At 60.9% G+C, this 18,210-nt stretch carries 15 protein-coding genes and 2 tRNA genes; 12 read left to right on the top strand and 5 right to left on the bottom strand.

Going from position 1 to position 18,210, the window contains the following annotated elements; all coding sequences use genetic code 11:
- The first annotated feature begins 58 nt into the window (after positions 1 to 58).
- Together AC58X1_RS10285 and AC58X1_RS10280 are read left to right on the top strand one after the other, a co-directional pair.
- On the top strand, positions 59 to 883 hold the full coding sequence (locus AC58X1_RS10285; RefSeq protein ID WP_447736073.1) for a Slam-dependent surface lipoprotein: 825 nt from the start codon (positions 59 to 61) through the stop codon (positions 881 to 883).
- Positions 884 to 956: 73 nt separating this feature from the next.
- Entirely contained in the window at positions 957 to 2,450 is a 1,494-nt protein-coding gene (locus AC58X1_RS10280) for a surface lipoprotein assembly modifier (RefSeq protein ID WP_447736071.1), read from the top strand.
- Between the two features lie 89 nt (positions 2,451 to 2,539).
- Here AC58X1_RS10280 and AC58X1_RS10275 read toward each other — a convergent pair.
- Together AC58X1_RS10275 and AC58X1_RS10270 are read right to left on the bottom strand one after the other, a co-directional pair.
- Positions 2,540 to 2,626 (bottom strand) — tRNA-Leu (locus AC58X1_RS10275).
- 80 nt (positions 2,627 to 2,706) lie between these two features.
- Positions 2,707 to 2,793, bottom strand: a tRNA-Leu gene (locus AC58X1_RS10270).
- A 269-nt stretch (positions 2,794 to 3,062) separates the two neighbouring features.
- Here AC58X1_RS10270 and rnr point away from each other — a divergent pair.
- The 8 genes from rnr to AC58X1_RS10230 all read left to right on the top strand — a co-directional run bounded on the left by rnr (position 3,063) and on the right by AC58X1_RS10230 (position 12,726).
- Positions 3,063 to 5,717, top strand: coding sequence for a ribonuclease R (gene rnr / locus AC58X1_RS10265; RefSeq protein WP_150572873.1), 2,655 nt, complete (start codon positions 3,063 to 3,065; stop codon positions 5,715 to 5,717).
- Complete coding sequence (rlmB, locus tag AC58X1_RS10260; protein ID WP_101315960.1) at positions 5,714 to 6,460, top strand: 23S rRNA (guanosine(2251)-2'-O)-methyltransferase RlmB; 747 nt, start codon at positions 5,714 to 5,716, stop codon at positions 6,458 to 6,460. The genes rnr and rlmB overlap by 4 nt, the downstream gene beginning before the upstream one ends.
- 257 nt (positions 6,461 to 6,717) lie before the next feature.
- Positions 6,718 to 7,140 carry a 30S ribosomal protein S6 gene (gene rpsF, locus AC58X1_RS10255; RefSeq protein WP_101315962.1) on the top strand — a complete coding sequence of 141 codons (423 nt, stop codon included), beginning with the start codon at positions 6,718 to 6,720 and terminating at the stop codon, positions 7,138 to 7,140.
- Positions 7,141 to 7,168: 28 nt separating this feature from the next.
- Positions 7,169 to 7,399, top strand: coding sequence for a 30S ribosomal protein S18 (rpsR, locus tag AC58X1_RS10250; protein ID WP_101315965.1), 231 nt, complete (start codon positions 7,169 to 7,171; stop codon positions 7,397 to 7,399).
- A gap of 33 nt (positions 7,400 to 7,432) precedes the next feature.
- Positions 7,433 to 8,323, top strand: a complete 891-nt coding sequence (locus tag AC58X1_RS10245) for a YybS family protein (protein WP_150571557.1) — start codon at positions 7,433 to 7,435, stop codon at positions 8,321 to 8,323.
- A 20-nt stretch (positions 8,324 to 8,343) separates the two neighbouring features.
- A complete protein-coding gene (gene rplI / locus AC58X1_RS10240) occupies positions 8,344 to 8,790 on the top strand; it encodes a 50S ribosomal protein L9 (RefSeq protein ID WP_101315969.1) in 447 nt (148 codons plus the stop codon).
- Positions 8,791 to 8,901: 111 nt separating this feature from the next.
- Positions 8,902 to 10,299 (top strand): replicative DNA helicase, encoded by a 1,398-nt coding sequence (gene dnaB, locus AC58X1_RS10235; RefSeq protein WP_101315971.1) that lies wholly within the window; start codon positions 8,902 to 8,904, stop codon positions 10,297 to 10,299.
- Between the two features lie 129 nt (positions 10,300 to 10,428).
- Positions 10,429 to 12,726 (top strand): YgiQ family radical SAM protein, encoded by a 2,298-nt coding sequence (locus AC58X1_RS10230; protein WP_101315973.1) that lies wholly within the window; start codon positions 10,429 to 10,431, stop codon positions 12,724 to 12,726.
- A 146-nt stretch (positions 12,727 to 12,872) separates the two neighbouring features.
- Here AC58X1_RS10230 and AC58X1_RS10225 read toward each other — a convergent pair whose 3' ends face one another.
- Positions 12,873 to 13,460, bottom strand: coding sequence for a cytokinin riboside 5'-monophosphate phosphoribohydrolase (locus tag AC58X1_RS10225; RefSeq protein ID WP_259074375.1), 588 nt, complete (start codon positions 13,458 to 13,460; stop codon positions 12,873 to 12,875).
- A gap of 346 nt (positions 13,461 to 13,806) precedes the next feature.
- Here AC58X1_RS10225 and azu point away from each other — a divergent pair, with 346 nt between their 5' ends.
- Positions 13,807 to 14,256: an azurin gene (gene azu, locus AC58X1_RS10220; protein ID WP_103435862.1), complete on the top strand. Its 450-nt coding sequence runs from the start codon at positions 13,807 to 13,809 to the stop codon at positions 14,254 to 14,256.
- Between the two features lie 65 nt (positions 14,257 to 14,321).
- Here azu and nadE read toward each other — a convergent pair whose 3' ends face one another.
- Both nadE and pncB read right to left on the bottom strand, forming a co-directional pair.
- Complete coding sequence (gene nadE / locus AC58X1_RS10215; RefSeq protein WP_497428807.1) at positions 14,322 to 15,149, bottom strand: NAD(+) synthase; 828 nt, start codon at positions 15,147 to 15,149, stop codon at positions 14,322 to 14,324.
- A gap of 3 nt (positions 15,150 to 15,152) precedes the next feature.
- On the bottom strand, positions 15,153 to 16,358 hold the full coding sequence (gene pncB / locus AC58X1_RS10210; RefSeq protein ID WP_101315981.1) for a nicotinate phosphoribosyltransferase: 1,206 nt from the start codon (positions 16,356 to 16,358) through the stop codon (positions 15,153 to 15,155).
- A gap of 663 nt (positions 16,359 to 17,021) precedes the next feature.
- On the opposite strand from pncB, the gene AC58X1_RS10205 reads away from it, so the two are divergent.
- Positions 17,022 to 18,158 (top strand): branched-chain amino acid ABC transporter substrate-binding protein, encoded by a 1,137-nt coding sequence (locus AC58X1_RS10205; RefSeq protein ID WP_101315983.1) that lies wholly within the window; start codon positions 17,022 to 17,024, stop codon positions 18,156 to 18,158.
- Positions 18,159 to 18,210 lie beyond the last annotated feature (52 nt).

The raw sequence follows: 18,210 nt of genomic DNA, 5'->3' as shown, positions 1-18,210 counted from the left end.
ATTTTTTGCTGTTTTTTGTAAAACAGCGTTGTTCATAAACTATGACAAGGAGAGTGTTGTGAAAAAACTATTTGTAATGACAGCGTTGTCGTTGGTGACCTCCGGTGCATTTGCCGCTACGGTCAGCGGTGGTTCCTCTTCGACTTATGTGCAGGCACTGCCTTCGAACTTGATGGCAGTAGGCACAGCGGGTATCGCTATGCCAACGGTAGCCGGCGCTACCGCGAACACCTCAGCCGTTGTCAGCTTCAAGGCAGGGCCTATTGCTCAAACCAATGCGCTTCTCAGCGGCTATGGCACCACCTCGGCGCTCATCACCAACCCCGGTACAGGCGTAATTACCTCGCAGACCTGGAAAAACAAGGCTGCCTACAATACCGAGGTTTATGCCTATCGCCAGATCGCAGCGCCGTCCCCCGGCTTCCCGCAATTCGGCGGTGAAGTCATCGCCAAGGTATCGGGTGCCGAGGTGTACTTCGGCGAGTGGGCGCCAGCCAAGAGCGGTGCTCAGCCGACCAACAGCACTGACCTGAACCTGTCGCATGCCAACCGTACGGTCTGGTTCGTTGGCGAAAATCCAACTACCAGCATGCCGGCCTTGGTCAATGCCAAGTACAACGTCGTGGGCATCAACCAGTACAACCCAGGTACGGCCGCCGGCGTGACCAGTGGTGTGCTGACCGCCAACTATGGCAGCGGCTCCGGCACGCTGGCGGGTAGCGTAGGATCTATCAACTTCGCGGGCACTACCATCGCAGCCAATGGGTCATTCGCTCGTTCCAATCAGATCAAAGGCCAGTTCTACGGCAACAACGCCGAGGCCCTGGCGGGTATCTACACCAGCGGCACCACCAAAGTCGCCTTCGGCGGCGCCAAACAGTAATACCCCTGTGCAACGGAGGGGGCGCTGCGGCGCCTGCCTCCCACTTTTTGTCCCTGTCTCTGGATCGATCACCATGCTGCCGTCCATGCGGGTGCACGTCGCCCTGCTGTGTCTCTCGACCTTGTTCTCCCCCGTACTGCTGGCCGACGATGACGACACCCGTCTGCTGCTGAACAAGATTGACCGCCGCGCCGAGGCGCGGGAGCGGGCCAACCTGGGCGCACCGGACCCGGCCGAAAATGACGCATCCTTGATCACCATCGAGGGGCAGACGTACAACGTGCAGAACAGCCTCGCAGACCTCGGCCCGGCTATCTATGTGTCGATCAACCTGCAGCAGTGGAGCAAGGTGCGCCAGTTTGTCGAGCGCTACCGGCAACTGCCCGGGCACGAACAGGCATTGGTGGAAATGGCCGAAGGCCTGATCGATCGCCAGGCGCGCAGGTACAAACAGGCGATCGCTCACCTGCGCCGCGCCGATCAACTGCAGCCCGGCTTCGTCCGTGCCCGTCTGGAGCTGGCGCGTACGCTGTTCGAAGACAACCAGACCGCTGAAGCCGAAGCGTTGTTCGCTGAGGTCGCCAGTGCTGAAGTGCCCGATGCGGTGCTCGAAGTGCTTGGTCAGTACCGCAGTGCCATCGACAGCCGGCGCGAGTGGCACGGCTCGGCATCGCTGGGGTTTGGCTACAACAGCAATATCAACCAGGGCAATGGCATGCTCACCACCACCCAGGTGTGCACGATTTTCTTCGAGTGCTTTGATTACTCGCGGCAGATGCCCAAGCCGATCAAGTCAGCCAGCACGGTCTATGACGTGGCTGCCGAGCGGCGCTTTCAGCTGGCTGGTAATCACCACCTGCTGGTGCGCGGGCTGAGCTATGGCAACAGCTATGACAAACATAGCGAAACGCAGGAGAACCAGACCTGGTACGACGACAACACCAGCGTGCTCTACGCCGGCTACAACTTTCAGAGCGCGCTCAACGATGTGTCGCTGACGCCGTTGTTCGAAAACTACTACAGCGACCACCACACCAAGTACCAGGCCAGCGGCGTACGCGGCGAATGGAAGCACAACCTGAGCAACCGTCTGCAGCTCAGCCTGCAGCTGCAGAACAAGTACTTTCGCTTTCAGGGTGAGCAACGCGATTATTTCGATGACTACGACGAGCGGCAGGTCGGTACTTCGCTGTCGTACATGCTCGATCCACGGACCCTGGTATTTACCGGAGTGACCTATACCCGGCGCAGCCAGGACGCCGCCAGTGCCAGCAATCGCGAGTACCTGGCCAGCCTCGGCGCCTATCACAGCTTTGATGCCGGGCTGAATCTGAGCGTCGTCGGTCTCTACCGCAAGACCCGCTACGACCAGCCCGATGCGTTTCTCGGCGGCTTGCGCAAGGATCGCCAGCAGATCTATATCGCCACGCTCAGCGTGCCGCGGCTGGCGTTCGCTGGCGTGGTACCGAGCCTGTACGCCAAACGCACGGTGACTGACAGCAGCATCGACTGGGCCTATGCCTATCGCCAGACCGAAGTGGCGCTGAAATTCGAGAAGAGTTTTTGAAGGAGGAGGGCTGCTCAGGCCGGTCATGGCGGGGCATACCAAATCGCAGGCAAGAAAAAACCCACTAGCAAGCTAGTGGGTTTTTAATTTGGTGCCCAGGAGAAGACTCGAACTTCCACGACCTTGCGGTCACTGATACCTGAAACCAGCGCGTCTACCAATTCCGCCACCTGGGCAAAGCTTTACATCTACAGCGTACTGCGATGAATCTCTTGCTGAATCACAGACAGACCTGCTATCTATGCTTCGAAATATTTGGTGCCCAGGAGAAGACTCGAACTTCCACGACCTTGCGGTCACTGATACCTGAAACCAGCGCGTCTACCAATTCCGCCACCTGGGCACACTGTCAAGATTAGAGGATGCTTTACAACATCGCTTATCTCAACTACAACGGCGGTGTCCGTCGTTGTGGTGCGCACTATACGGACGCCATTGGGGGCTGTAAAGCCCTCGTATCAAAAAAAAAGTAAAAAACTCAACACGTTGATTCTGTTGAGCTTCCCTCGCCAACAAGACTGTCAGACGGGGGCTGTCCAACGACGACATTTCCGGTTTCAATAGGCCTATGCCAAACTTCTACTCTATATATACCAAGGTGAACCCCTCCTGATGGCCGATTGGCAATCCCTCGATCCAGAGGCCGCTCGCGAAGCGGATAAATACGACAACCCTATTCCCAGCCGTGAGCTGATCCTGCAGCGCCTTGCCGATCGTGGCGAGCCAGCCGCGCGCGAGGAGCTGGCCGCAGAGTTCGGCCTGCTCGAAGAAGACCAGATCGAAGCCCTGCGCCGCCGCCTGCGCGCCATGGAACGTGACGGTCAGCTGATCTATACCCGGCGTGGCACCTATGCCCCGGTAGACAAACTGGACCTGATCTGCGGCCGCGTGTCTGGCCACCGTGATGGTTTCGGCTTCCTCATCCCGGATGATGGCAGCGCTGACCTGTTCCTCAGCCCGTCGCAGATGCGTCTGGCGTTCGACGGTGACCGTGCCCTGGCACGGGTTTCCGGTACTGACCGTCGTGGTCGCCGCGAAGGTGTGCTGGTCGAGATCATCTCCCGCGCCCATGAGAGCGTGGTTGGCCGTTACTTCGAAGAAGGCGGCATCGGCTACGTAACCCCGGACAACCCGAAGATCCAGCAGGAAGTGCTGGTCACTGCCGGGCGTAACGGTGGCGCCAAGATTGGCCAGTTCGTCGAAATCAAAATCACCCACTGGCCAACGCCGCGGTTCCAGCCGCAGGGTGATGTGGTCGAGGTGATCGGCAACTACATGGCGCCGGGCATGGAAATCGACGTTGCCCTGCGTAGCTATGACATCCCGCACGTATGGCCGCAGGAAGTGGTCAAGGAAGCGCGCAAGTTCCGCTCCGAAGTCGAAGAAAAGGATAAGGAACGCCGCATCGACCTGCGTCACCTGCCGTTCGTCACTATCGACGGCGAAGACGCCCGTGACTTCGACGACGCCGTCTATTGCGAGCCGCAAGGCAAGTTGCGGCTGTTCTCCGGCGGCTGGCGCCTGTACGTGGCGATTGCCGACGTGTCCAGCTACGTGCGCCTGGGCTCGGCCCTGGATATCGAAGCGCAGCAACGCGGCAACTCGGTGTATTTCCCTGAGCGGGTTATCCCGATGCTGCCCGAGGAGCTGTCCAACGGCCTGTGCTCGTTGAACCCGCACGTCGATCGCCTGGCCATGGTCTGTGAAATGACCATCAACAAGTCCGGGCAGATGGTCGACTACCAGTTCTGCGAGGCGGTGATCCACTCCCATGCACGGCTGACCTACAACAAGGTCAGCAGCATGCTCGAGCACTCGCGTACCCGTGAAGGCAAGGCCCTGCGCGATGAGTACAGTGAAGTCGTGCCGCACCTGAAGAACCTGCACGCCCTGTACAAGGTCCTGCTGGCGGCGCGCCATACCCGTGGCGCGATCGACTTCGAGACCCAGGAAACCCGGATCATCTTCGGTGATAACCGCAAGATCGAAGAAATTCGCCCGACTGTGCGTAACGAAGCGCACAAGCTGATCGAAGAATGCATGCTCGCGGCCAACGTCGCCACCGCTGCGTTCATGCAGAAGCACGAAGTGCCGTCGTTGTACCGTGTGCACGACGGCCCGCCACCGGAACGTCTGGAAAAACTGCGCGCCTTCCTCGGCGAGCTGGGTTTGTCGCTGCACAAGGGCAAGGAGCCTTCGCCGAAGGACTATCAGGCCCTGCTGGCGAGCATTTCCGGGCGTCCGGACTTCCACCTGATCCAGACGGTGATGCTGCGCTCGTTGAGCCAGGCGGTGTACAGCACCGACAACAATGGCCACTTTGGTCTGAACTACGAAGCGTACACCCACTTCACTTCGCCGATCCGCCGTTACCCGGACCTGCTGGTGCACCGTGCCATTCGCAGCGTGATCCGCTCCAAGATCGACACCCCGCACGTCAAGCGTGCCGGCGCCGTGGCAATCCCCAAAGCGCGCATCTACCCGTACGACGTTGCCACCCTGGAGCAGATGGGCGAGCAGTGCTCGATGACCGAGCGGCGCGCCGACGAGGCCACCCGCGACGTGGTCAACTGGCTCAAGTGCGAGTACATGAAAGACCGCGTCGGCGAAGTCTTCCCGGGCGTGATCACCGCTGTGACCGGTTTTGGTTTGTTCATCGAACTGACCGACATTTACGTCGAAGGTCTGGTCCACGTCAGCGCGCTGCCGGGCGACTACTACCACTACGACGCCGTGCATCATCGCCTGTCGGGCGAACGCACCGGTCGCAGCTTCCGCCTGGGCGACACGGTTGAAGTCAAGGTCATGCGGGTCGATCTCGACGAGCGCAAGATCGACTTCGAAATGTCCGAAGCCACCGTCAATGCGCCGGTTGGCCGCAAGCAACGTGGCGCCGCCGAGACGGCTCCGGCGGGCAAGTCCGCGCCGGCAGGCAAAGGTGCTGGCACGGGCAAGCGTGACGTGAAGCAGGACAGCAAGCGCGAGGCCACGTCGCAAGCCAAGCCAGAAGCCAAGGCCGAGCCAGCACCGCGTCGGCGCAAGAATGAAAGTTCGGATGCCTACTTCCCGAGCGATGCCGTGCAGCGCAACGCCGAAGTACGCAAGAGCCGTGAAGTGAAAAAGGCGCTGATGGGCGAAGCCCGCAATGCGCCGACGGCAAGCAAGTCCGGCAAAAGTTCGAGCAAGCCCGCCAGCGACAAGCCAAGCAAACACCGTAAAGGGCCGTCCAAGTCCGGCGCGCCACGCAAGAGCAAGAACAAGTCATGAGTCAGTTGGAAAAAATCTACGGCGTGCACGCCGTGCAGGCGCTGCTGCAGCACCATCCCAAGCGGGTCAAGCAGATCTGGTTGTCGGAAGGGCGCAGTGAGCCGCGTCTGCAAACCCTGCTGGCTCTGGCCGCAGAAAACCGCGTAGCGGTCGGCCAGGCCGAGCGTCGCGAGATGGACGCCTGGGTTGAAGGCGTGCATCAGGGCGTGGTGGCTGAAGTCAGCCCGGCGCAGGTGTGGGGCGAGTTGATGCTCGAGGAGTTGCTCGAGCGCACCGAAACCCCGCCGCTGATTCTCGTGCTCGATGGCGTTACCGACCCGCACAACCTCGGCGCGTGCCTGCGCACCGCCGATGCTGCCGGTGCCACCGCAGTGGTGGTGCCCAAGGACAAGTCGGCGACCCTGACTCCGGCTGTGCGCAAGGTTGCTTGCGGCGCTGCCGAGGTGATCCCGCTGGTCGCCGTGACCAACCTTGCGCGTACCCTGGAGAAGCTCCAGCAGCGCGGCCTGTGGGTGGTCGGCACTGCCGGCGAAGCCGACAAGGAGATCTACCAACAGGACCTGACCGGCCCGCTGGTGGTGGTCATGGGTGCTGAAGGCAAGGGCATGCGTCGTCTGACCCGTGATCATTGCGACTTCCTCGTGAAGCTGCCTATGGCTGGCAGCGTCAGCAGCCTGAACGTGTCGGTGGCTACCGGTGTGTGCCTGTTCGAAGCCGTACGTCAGCGCCAACTGAAGCGCTGATCCAGTCTCTGCAGCGATCCCGGCGTAGCTATTTGCCCGCCGGGATCAGTCTGCACCCTGGCGATTTGGGCAGATCCCTGCCGCTGTTCAAATAATCGCCAATCACCTTGCTTGTGCGTCCCGCCTTCTCTACAATTGCGCCCCTTGCCCAGCAGGCAGGCGCGCATGTGCCTTCTGCACAAGGCAAGTCATACAGTGTCATTCACTCCTTGTCTGACCAGATTCCCTGGCAGGCTTCTAACCCGTAAGGAGCATTCATGCGTCATTACGAAATCATCTTTCTGGTCCACCCGGATCAGAGCGAGCAAGTCGGCGGCATGGTTGAGCGTTACACCAAGCTGATCGAAGAAGATGGTGGCAAAATCCACCGTCTGGAAGATTGGGGCCGTCGTCAACTGGCCTACGCAATCAACAATGTTCACAAGGCTCACTACGTGATGCTGAACGTTGAGTGCACTGGCAAGGCCCTGGCCGAGCTGGAAGACAACTTCCGTTACAACGATGCCGTGATCCGTAACCTGGTCATCCGTCGCGACGAAGCCGTTACTGGCCCGTCCGAGATGCTCAAGGCCGAAGAGAACCGCAGCGAGCGCCGTGAGCGTCGTGAACGTCCTGAAGCTGATGGCGCCGATGGCGACGACAGCAATGACAGCGACGCCAGCGATAGCGCTGACGAGTAATCCACGGACCTTTTGAGGAGCCTATTACATGGCACGTTTCTTCCGTCGTCGTAAATTCTGCCGCTTCACTGCTGAAGACGTGAAAGAGATCGACTTCAAAGATCTCAACACCCTGAAAGCTTACGTATCCGAAACCGGCAAGATCGTTCCAAGCCGTATCACCGGTACCAAAGCTCGTTATCAGCGTCAGCTGGCTACCGCTATCAAGCGCGCCCGCTTCCTGGCCCTGCTTGCCTACACCGACAGCCACGGCCGCTGAGGCCTGGCTTTCGACAAGTAGCAAGGGATAAGCATGCGAGCGTTGGCTGATTTCATCATGCGCGGTCGCGTGCAGGCCGCTGTAGTAGTGGCCGGTTGTGCGGCATTGCCGCTGTTGTTCTGGTTGTGTGCCGCCGCTGGGAGCCTGGTGTTCCTGCGGCGCGGTTTCAAGGACGCTTCCTCGGTCATCGTCTGGGGCATTTTGCCGGCGTTGGTCTGGTGGGTCTTCGGCGAGCCGCGCACCTTGATGGTGTTGCTGGGTACGCTGGGGTTGGCTGCGCTGTTGCGCGCCGGGCATTCCTGGAACCGGGTGCTGTTGTCCAGCATTGCACTGGGCCTGTTGTATGGCCTGATTCTCAGTTCGGTGTTCCGTGAACCGATTGAAGCTCTGGCGCGAGCGCTTGAAAAAGCCCTGCCGCAGATGCTCGACGGTCTCTACCAGCAGTTATCGGTAGAGGAGCAGGCACGCCTTGGGAGTCTTGTCGTACCGGTGCTCAATGGCCTGATTGCGGCTTTGCTGCAGGTTGTCAGTGTGTTGTCCCTGATGTTGGGGCGCTACTGGCAGGCCTCGTTGTACAACCCGGGAGGTTTCGGCCGCGAGTTTCAAGCGGTACGGATTCCCTTGGTGCCAACGCTGGTATTGCTGGGGTGCATGGTGTTGGGTCCGAACCTCGGTTCTGCCCTGGCGCTGCTCACGCCGCTTTGCAGCGTACCGCTCATGTTTGCCGGGCTTGCCCTGCTGCACGGGTTGGTGGCACAGAAACGTCTGGGCAGATTCTGGCTGGTCGGGTTGTACGTGACGCTGGTGCTGTTCATGCAGCTGACTTATCCGCTGCTCGTGGTCCTGGCCATTGTCGATAGCCTGGTTGATTTTCGCGGTCGCAAGTCGCCTCAGGGTGACGATTCCGCGAACGGTGAAGGTTAAAAGTTAAGAGGTTTTACCAAATGGAACTGATCCTGCTGGAAAAAGTCGCTAACCTGGGCAACCTGGGCGACAAAGTTAAAGTTAAAGCCGGTTACGGCCGTAACTTCCTGCTGCCGTTCGGCAAGGCCACTGTTGCCAATGCCGCCAACGTCGCTGCGTTCGAAGAACGTCGCGCCGAGCTTGAAAAAGCTGCAGCCGACAAGAAATCTTCGGCTGAAAGCCGTGCTGCCCAACTGGCCGAGCTGGAAGTGACTATCACTGCCACCGCTGGCGACGAAGGCAAGCTGTTCGGTTCGATCGGCACCCACGACATCGCTGATGCCCTGACCGCCTCCGGCGTTGAAGTGGCTAAAGCTGAAGTTCGTCTGCCGAACGGCACCATCCGTAACGTTGGCGAATACGACGTAGCCGTGCACCTGCACAGCGACGTTGAAGCCACCGTTCGCGTGGTTGTCGTTGCAGCCTAAGCTGTAGCACTCGGCTGGCTCCTCGTGGGCTAGCCGGTTAACATTGGGCGCGGCTCTGCTTTGCAGGCCGTGCCCTTTGTTTTTCTCATCACCCAGAATTCTATTGTGGCCATGAACGAGATCACCCATCCAGAACAGCTCGACCTGCAAACCGCCGCGCTGAAAGTGCCGCCCCATTCCATCGAGGCCGAACAGGCCGTGCTCGGTGGTCTGATGCTGGACAACGAAGCCTGGGAGCGGGTGCTGGATCAGGTCTCGGATGGCGACTTCTACCGGCATGACCACCGCCTGATCTTCCGTGCCATCCACAAGCTGGTTGACCTCAACCAGCCGTTCGACGTGGTCACCCTGCACGAACAGCTCGACCGCGAAGGCCAGTCGAGCCAGGTCGGCGGCCTGGCGTATCTGGCCGAGCTGGCCAAGAACACCCCGTCGGTTGCCAACATCAAGGCCTATGCGGCGATCATTCGTGAGCGCGCCACGCTGCGCCAGCTGATCAGCATCAGCACCGATATCGCCGACAACGCCTTCAACCCGCAAGGGCGCAACGCCGCCGAGATTCTTGACGATGCCGAGCGGCAGATCTTCCAGATCGCCGAGGCGCGGCCCAAGACCGGCGGCCCGGTCGGTGTCAACGACCTGCTGGCCAAGGCCATCGACCGCATCGACACGCTGTTCAACTCCGACAGCGACATCACCGGTATCTCCACCGGCTATACCGACCTGGACGGCAAGACCAGCGGCTTGCAGGCGGCCGACCTGATCATCGTTGCCGGCCGACCGTCGATGGGGAAAACCACCTTCGCCATGAACCTGGTGGAAAACGCCGTGCTGCGCAGCGACAAGGCGGTGCTGGTGTTCTCCCTCGAGATGCCAGGCGAATCGCTGATCATGCGGATGCTCTCGTCGCTGGGTCGCATCGACCAGACCAAGGTGCGTTCCGGTCAGCTTGATGATGACGACTGGCCGCGGTTGACCTCGGCGGTCAACCTGCTCAACGACCGCAAGCTGTTCATCGACGATACCGCCGGTATCAGCCCTTCGGAGATGCGCGCGCGGACCCGCCGCCTGGCCCGCGAACACGGCGAGATCGGCATGATCATGGTCGACTACCTGCAGCTGATGCAGATCCCGGGCTCCAGTGGTGACAACCGTACCAACGAGATTTCGGAGATTTCCCGCTCGTTGAAAGCCCTGGCCAAGGAATTCAACTGCCCGGTCATTGCCCTGTCGCAGTTGAACCGCTCGCTGGAACAGCGCCCGAACAAGCGCCCGGTCAACTCCGACTTGCGTGAATCCGGTGCAATCGAGCAGGACGCCGACGTGATCATGTTTGTCTACCGGGATGAGGTCTATCACCCCGAGACCGAGCACAAGGGCGTCGCCGAGATCATCATCGGCAAGCAGCGTAATGGCCCGATCGGTTTTGTCCGCCTGGCGTTCATCGGCAAGTACACCCGCTTCGAGAACCTCGCCCCGGGGGCGTACAACTTCGACGACGACGAGTAACAGCCGGCGGTGCTGCTGCGCCGCCCGAGCCCCTCATCATGAATCCGACCATTACCGTCGGATTTGATCAAAATTTGTGCTATATTCCGCGCCCGCGATTTCCCTGCACACCAAGAACCGGTCACTGACATGCACGCAGCCAAACCACTTTACGACTATCCCAAGTACTGGGCCGAATGCTTCGGGCCAGCGCCTTTCCTGCCGATGAGCAGGGAGGAGATGGATCAGCTCGGCTGGGATTCCTGCGACATCATCATCGTGACCGGTGACGCTTACGTCGACCATCCGTCGTTTGGCATGGCCATCATCGGCCGCCTGCTCGAAGCCCAGGGCTTCCGGGTCGGCATCATTGCCCAGCCGAACTGGCAGTCCAAAGACGACTTCATGAAGCTTGGCGAGCCGAACCTGTTCTTCGGCGTCGCGGCCGGCAACATGGACTCGATGATCAACCGCTACACCGCTGACAAGAAGATGCGCTCCGACGATGCCTACACCCCTGGTGGTCTGGCCGGCAAGCGCCCTGACCGTGCCAGCCTGGTGTACAGCCAGCGCTGCAAGGAAGCCTACAAGCATGTGCCGATCGTGCTCGGCGGCATCGAGGCTTCGCTGCGCCGCATCGCCCACTACGATTACTGGCAGGACAAGGTCCGCCATTCGATCCTGATCGACGCCTGCGCCGACATCCTCCTGTTCGGCAACGCCGAGCGTGCGGTAGTTGAAGTCGCGCAGCGCCTGTCCAACGGCGAAACCATCGAGCAGATCACTGACGTGCGCGGCACCGCCTTCGTACGCCGCGACACCCCGGCCGGCTGGTTCGAAATCGACTCGACGCGCATCGACCGTCCGGGCAAGGTCGACAAGATCATCAACCCGTACGTGAATACTCAAGACACCCAGGCCTGCGCCATCGAGCAAGCCAAGGGCGAGGTCGAAGACCCTAACGAAGCCAAGGTGGTGCAGATCCTCGACAGCCCGGGCATGACCCGCGACAAGACCGTGCTGCGTCTGCCCTCGTTCGAGAAGGTCCGCAATGACCCGGTGCTGTACGCCCATGCCAACCGCGTTCTGCACCTTGAAACCAACCCGGGCAACGCCCGTGCGCTGGTGCAGAAGCACGGCGACGTCGACGTCTGGTTCAACCAGCCGCCGATTCCGATGACCACCGAAGAAATGGACTACGTGTTCGGCATGCCGTATGCCCGTGTGCCGCACCCGGCCTACGGTAAGGAGCGCATCCCGGCTTACGAGATGATTCGCTTCTCGGTGAACATCATGCGTGGCTGCTTTGGCGGCTGCACCTTCTGCTCGATCACCGAGCATGAAGGCCGCATCATCCAGAACCGCTCGCACGAGTCGATCCTCAACGAGATCGAGGAGATGCGCGACAAGGTGCCGGGCTTCACCGGCGTGGTCTCCGACCTTGGCGGGCCGACCGCCAACATGTACCGCATCGCCTGCAAAAGCACCGAGATCGAGAAGCACTGCCGCAAGCCGTCGTGCGTGTTCCCGGGCATCTGCGAGAACCTCAACACCGACCATACTTCGCTGATCGAGCTGTACCGCAAGGCCCGTGCCTTGCCGGGGGTGAAGAAGATCCTGATCGCTTCGGGCCTGCGCTACGACCTCGCGGTCGAGTCGCCGGAGTACGTCAAGGAACTGGTCACGCACCACGTCGGCGGTTACCTGAAGATTGCCCCGGAGCACACCGAGCGTGGCCCGCTGGACAAGATGATGAAGCCGGGTATCGGCAGCTACGACCGCTTCAAGCGCATGTTCGAGAAGTACTCGAAAGAAGCGGGCAAAGAGCAGTACCTGATCCCGTACTTCATCGCCGCGCACCCGGGCACCACCGACGAGGACATGATGAACCTCGCCCTGTGGCTCAAGGGCAACGGCTTCCGTGCCGACCAGGTGCAAGCGTTCTACCCGTCGCCAATGGCCTCGGCCACGGCGATGTACCACTCGGGCAAGAACCCGCTGCGCAAGGTCACCTACAAGAGCGAAGGCGTCGAGATCGTCAAGAGCGACGAGCAGCGTCGGCTGCACAAGGCATTCCTGCGCTACCACGATCCGAAAGGCTGGCCGATGCTGCGTGAAGCACTGGAGCGCATGGGCCGCGCCGACCTGATCGGCCCGGGCAAGCACCAGTTGATCCCGCTGCATCAGCCGCAGACCGACGGCTACCAGAGTGCACGGCGCAAGAACTCCACGCCGAGCGGCAGCCACAAGGTCGGCAAGGAACAGAAGATCCTCACTCAGCACTCCGGGTTGCCACCGCGCGCCAGTGACGGCAGCAAGCCGTGGGACAAGCGTGAGAAGGCCAAGGCCGAGGCGTTTGCGCGTAACCAGCAGGCGGCCAAGGAGCGTAAGGAAGCGGCCAAGGGCGGCGGCAAGAAGAAGCCGCGTCAGCCAGCGGTTCCGCGTTGATCTGAAGGTTGATGGGGCCGCTTTGTGGCCCTTTCGCGACGCAAGGCCGCTCCCACATGGTCAGCGCCGCCTTCGAGGCGTGCACCGGATCTGTGGGAGCGGCCTTGTGTCGCGAAAGGCCCGCGCAAGCGGGCCCAGATGCACGGTCAGTCAGGTGCGCGATCGACCCACTTGGGCACCACCGGCGCGACGAATTCATCCATCCCGTCCAGCAGCGCATCCGCCTGCTGCCCGAGCAACAGCATCGCCCGGTGCTGCGGCCGCACAAAACCTTCTTCGACAATATGGTCGAGGAACCCGCCCAGCTTGGTATAGAAGCCGTTTACATCGAGCAGTCCCAGCGGCTTGGCGTGGTAGCCCAGTTGCCCCCAGGTCCACACCTCGAACAACTCCTCAAGCGTCCCCAAGCCACCCGGCAGGGCAATAAAGGCATCGCTGAGTTCGGCCATACGGGCTTTGCGTGCATGCATGCCGTCGACCACTTCCAAGCGGGTCAGCCCACTGTGGCCGACTTCGGCGTCGACCAGGCTCTGCGGGATGATCCCGATCACCTCACCGCCGGCCGCCATCGCCGCGTCGGCAACCACGCCCATCAGGCCGACCGCGCCGCCGCCGTAGACCAGGCGTAGGCCACGCCGGGCAATCGCTTCGCCGAGGGCAACGGCCGCTGCGCGGTAGGCGGGGTTGGCGCCGATACTGGCGCCGCAGAACACACAAACGGAACGTACAGGCATTGCTTATCTCCCTTTACAGACGTCCAAGGGTAAAGCGCATGCCTGTCGCTTCCAAGATCGGATTTATTCGGGACGGGAAAACTCGCAGGCCGCGCCAGTGGTGCCATGGGCGTAAGCGGCGAGCAGGCTATTCATCAAGCTACCAAGGGACATGTCGTTTGCTCCTAAATGAGAGGTTGTCCCATCGTCGGTTATGCAGGCATGATGTGCACTTAGATTGGTTGTATACAATCCATAGAACAAATTTACTGGCTGCCAGCCGAACACTGCCTTGATGCATATCAGGCACGCTCGTTCCGCTTTCAGGCAGACTCGCAATTGATAAACCCTGCCAAGGAGATTCACGATGTTTGCGAAAGCTGTAGCGGTATCCCTGCTGACCCTCGCCAGCGCTTCTGTGTTTGCAGCCGAGTGCGCGGTGACCATTGATTCGACTGACCAGATGTCCTACAACAGCAAAGAATTCACCGTCGACAAGAGCTGCAAAGAATTCACCGTGACCCTGACTCACTCCGGCAACCTGCCGAAGAACGTCATGGGCCATAACCTGGTGGTCAGCAAGACTGCCGACATGCAGGCCATTGCCACCGAAGGCATGACCCAAGGCATCGACAAGGGTTACCTGAAGGAAGACAACGCCAATATCATCGCTCACACCGCGATGATCGGTGCGCCAGAGAAAGAAACCAAGGTCACCTTCGACACTTCCAAGCTGGAAGCTGGCGGCGACTACAGCTTCTTCTGCACCTTCCCAGGCCACATCTCGATGATGAAAGGCAAGGTCGTGGTCAAGTAAGCCACGCCACAAAAAAAGCCCGGCCGCGATCAACGTCGCGGTCGGGCTTTTTTTATCGCCGCCGATTACGGCGCGAACGGCAGCTCGCGCTTGTGCTGAGTCTTGCGGTAGGTGCTGACGATGATATCGAAAGCATGCTGGTCGACAGGCTCACCGTGCAGGAAGGCATCGATCTGCTGGTAAGTGATGCCGTGCGCTGCTTCATCTGGCTTGCCTGGCTCAAGGTCTTCGAGGTCCGCGGTCGGTACTTTCTCGACCAGTGACTCAGGCGCACCAAAGGCACGAGCAACAGCACGTACCTGGTTCTTCACCAGGCCGCTGAGCGGCGCCAGATCACAGGCGCCGTCGCCGAACTTGGTGAAGAAGCCCATCACCGCCTCGGCCGCATGGTCGGTGCCGATCACCAGGCCGCCACGGGCGCCGGCGACGCTGTACTGGGCCACCATGCGCATGCGCGCCTTGATGTTGCCGACCACGAAATCGACCATGGCCGGTGCGCCGTCCTGCAGCACATCGACCTTGCTCTTGAGCCCAAGCACGGCGGGAGCGATGTCGATGGTGTGCACTTCATCGGCCTTGATCACATCCAGGCAGGCCTGCGCGTCGTGTTCGTCGTGCTGCACGTTGTACGGCAGACGCACGGCGATGAAGCGATAGCCGTCGTCGCCGCTGCTGGCGCGCAGCTCGCTGACGGCGCGCTGGGCGAGCAGGGCGGCGGTCAGCGAGTCGACCCCGCCACTGATGCCCAGCACCAGGGTCTTGAGCCGGGCGTTGGCCAGGCAGTCCTTGATGAAGGCCACACGCCGGGCAATTTCGGCTTCGAGCGCGGCGGCATCGGCGAATGGCGGCTGCACCTTGAGCTGCTGCGCGATCTCTTGCTGAACGGCTTGCATGGGTTACTCCTTGTGGGCAACTTTGAATACGTGACGCAGGTAGGCGACGAAGTTTTCATCGCGGCACTGCGTCTTGGCGGCCTCGTCGGAAATCTTCGCTACCGGCGAGCCATTGCAGTCGGTCATTTTAAGCACGATGCTCATTGGCGCTACCCCCGGCAGGTCGCAGGTGAGGTTGGTGCCGATGCCGAAGCTGACATTGATGCGACCACGCAGGGCACGGAATATCTGCAACGAACGCGGCAGGTCGAGACCGTCGGAGAACACCAGGGTCTTGGTCATCGGATCGATGCCCAGTTGCTGGTAATGGGCGATAGCCTTTTCCGCCCAGGCCACCGGCTCGCCGGAGTCGTGGCGCAGGCCGTCGAACAGCTTGGCAAAGTACAGATCGAAATCATTGAGGAAGGCATCCATGGTGATGCAATCGGTCAAGGCGATGCCGAGCAGGCCGCGGTACTCGCGGACCCAGCAGTCGAGCGCGGCGATCTGGCTGTCGATCAGGCGCGGGCCGAGTTGCTGGTGGGCCATCAGCCATTCATGGGCCATGGTGCCCAATGGTCTGATATCCAGTTTCCATGCCAGATCGACATTGCTGGTGCCGACGAAGCGCCCCGGGAAGTCATCGCGCAGCACCCGCACGACTTCTTCCTGGACGCGGCTGGAGAAGCGCCGCCGGGTGCCGAAGTCGGCTACCTGCAGTTCGGCCAGTTCGTCCTCGCTGGCGTTGGCCCTGAGCCAGTCGAACTTGCGGTAGAGCTGATCGCGGGCAGCCGCCAGCTGCATGTGCGGGTGCAGGTGACGGTTGCGCACCTCGCTGATCAGCGCCAGCAGCGGCACCTCGAAGAGGATCACATGCAGCCACGGGCCTTTTAGACGCAAGCACAGCTGATCGTCTTCGATGCCCAGATGGACATAGCGCAGGTTGAAGCGGAACAGGCGCAAAAAGCGCAGAAAGTCTGGCTTGAGAAAGCTGATGCGCTCAAGAAACGCCAGCTGGCCGTCGTCCAGGGTCAGCTCGCTGAGCAGCTCGATCTGGCGGCGAATCTCGCCCAGATAAGGGCGCAGGTCTTCGCCGTTGCGGCAGCGAAACTCCCACTCGACATCAGCATCGGGATAGTTGTGCAGCACCGCCTGCATCATCGTCAGCTTGTAAAAATCGGTGTCGAGCAGGTTGTGCACGATGCGCTCAGAGAATGCGCTCTCGCTCATTGAAAGCTCCAGGTCGGCGGCGCTCGCTGAAACGGCGCAAGCGCGCGGGAATGGCGATCATTGTGCCAGCCTTTGCGCTTCACAGGGCACTCACAGTTGACCGCATTACCTTTACCTCGCGCGGAGCCTCTGTAGGAGCGGCCTTGTGTCGCGAAAGGGTCGCGTAGCGGCCCCAGCATTTGTGCTGCACCGCAAAATCGCCGGGCCCGCTGCGCGCGCCTTTCGCGACACAAGGCCGCTCCTACACCTGACCGTGTCGCGGCTGGTGCGGGCAGGCTTCGCGCAGCCCTGCAACGGGGCTGTAACTGCCAAAACCCGGACGTTTTCGCGCGCAGCGACTAGCCTTGAAACAGTGCCCCCGTAGCAGTCACGCACCAGCGGTGTGCACTTCGGTGACGTCGACAGTTACCGGCAGGTTGCACGTTGACACTGGTGCTGGTTGCAATGATGGCACTGCTCGGTTGCGCCTATATTGGAGGAATGGTGGCGCCCGCTTCGTTGTAGACGGTTGCACGCTCAATGAACGATGCCCGGCGCCGGCCTCCAGACGGCCAGCCAGGCGTGTTTGCTCGAAATGCAAAGTCAGTGGCACGGCGCTTGCTCTGATCAGCAAGCAGAACGTTGTAGTGCCAACCAAAAAAAAGACTCTAGGAGCACCACCTCATGTCGCAGACGTTTTACAAGAAAGGCTTCCTGGCTCTGGCCGTGGCAACGGCACTGGGTGTTTCTTCGTATGTTCAGGCCGACATCAAGATCGGCGTCGCGGGGCCAATGACCGGGGCCAACGCAGCGTTTGGCGAGCAGTACATGAAAGGTGCGCAGGCTGCGGCCGACGCGATCAACAAGGCCGGTGGGGTCAACGGCGAGCAGATCAAACTGGTAGCCGGCGATGACGCCTGCGAACCGAAACAGGCCGTAGCGGTAGCCAACAAGCTGGTCGACCAGGAGAAAGTGGTTGGCGTGGTCGGGCACTTCTGCTCGTCCAACACCATCCCAGCCTCCGAGGTGTACGACGAGGCCGGCATCATCGCGATTACCCCAGGCTCGACCAACCCGCAGGTCACCGAGCGGGGCCTGTCGGCCATGTTCCGCATGTGCGGGCGTGACGACCAGCAAGGCATCGTTGCCGGCGACTACATCGTTGATGTGCTCAAGGGCAAGAAGGTCGTGGTGCTGCACGACAAGGACACCTATGGCCAAGGCCTGGCCGATGCGACCAAGGCGCAGCTGGAAAAACGCGGCGTCAAACCGGTGCTGTATGAAGGCCTGACCCGCGGCGAGAAAGACTTCAGCGCGGTGGTCACCAAGATCCGTGGCGCCGGCGCCGATGTCGTCTACTTCGGCGGCCTGCACCCGGAAGCCGGTCCGCTGGTACGTCAGCTGCGTGAAGCTGGCCTGAAAGACGTCAAGTTCATGTCCGATGACGGTATCGTCACCGACGAACTGGTCACCACCGCAGGCGGCGCGCAATACGTCGACGGCGTGTACATGACCTTCGGCGCCGACCCGCGTCTGCTGCCAGACAGCAAGGCGGTAGTGGATCAGTTCCGCAAGAACGGCACCGAGCCTGAAGGCTACACCCTGTATGCCTACGCCTCGGTACAGGCCCTGGCTGCTGCATTCAATGGCGCCAAGTCGAACAAGGGCGAAGACGCCGCCAAGTGGCTCAAGGCCAACCCGGTGCAGACCGTCATGGGCGAGAAGACCTGGGACGCCAAGGGTGACCTGAAGATCTCCGACTACGTGGTCTACCAGTGGGATAAAGACGGCAAGTACCACCAGCTGGAAAAACAAAAATAACAACGGCGCAAGGCCCGGGCACAGACCCGGGCCGACGCCCAGGCGGTATCTG

Source organism: Pseudomonas sp. PGPR N4 (assembly GCF_059693665.1).
The sequence above is the reverse complement of the archived record's forward strand: the minus strand, read 5'-3'. Positions and strand labels throughout refer to the sequence as shown.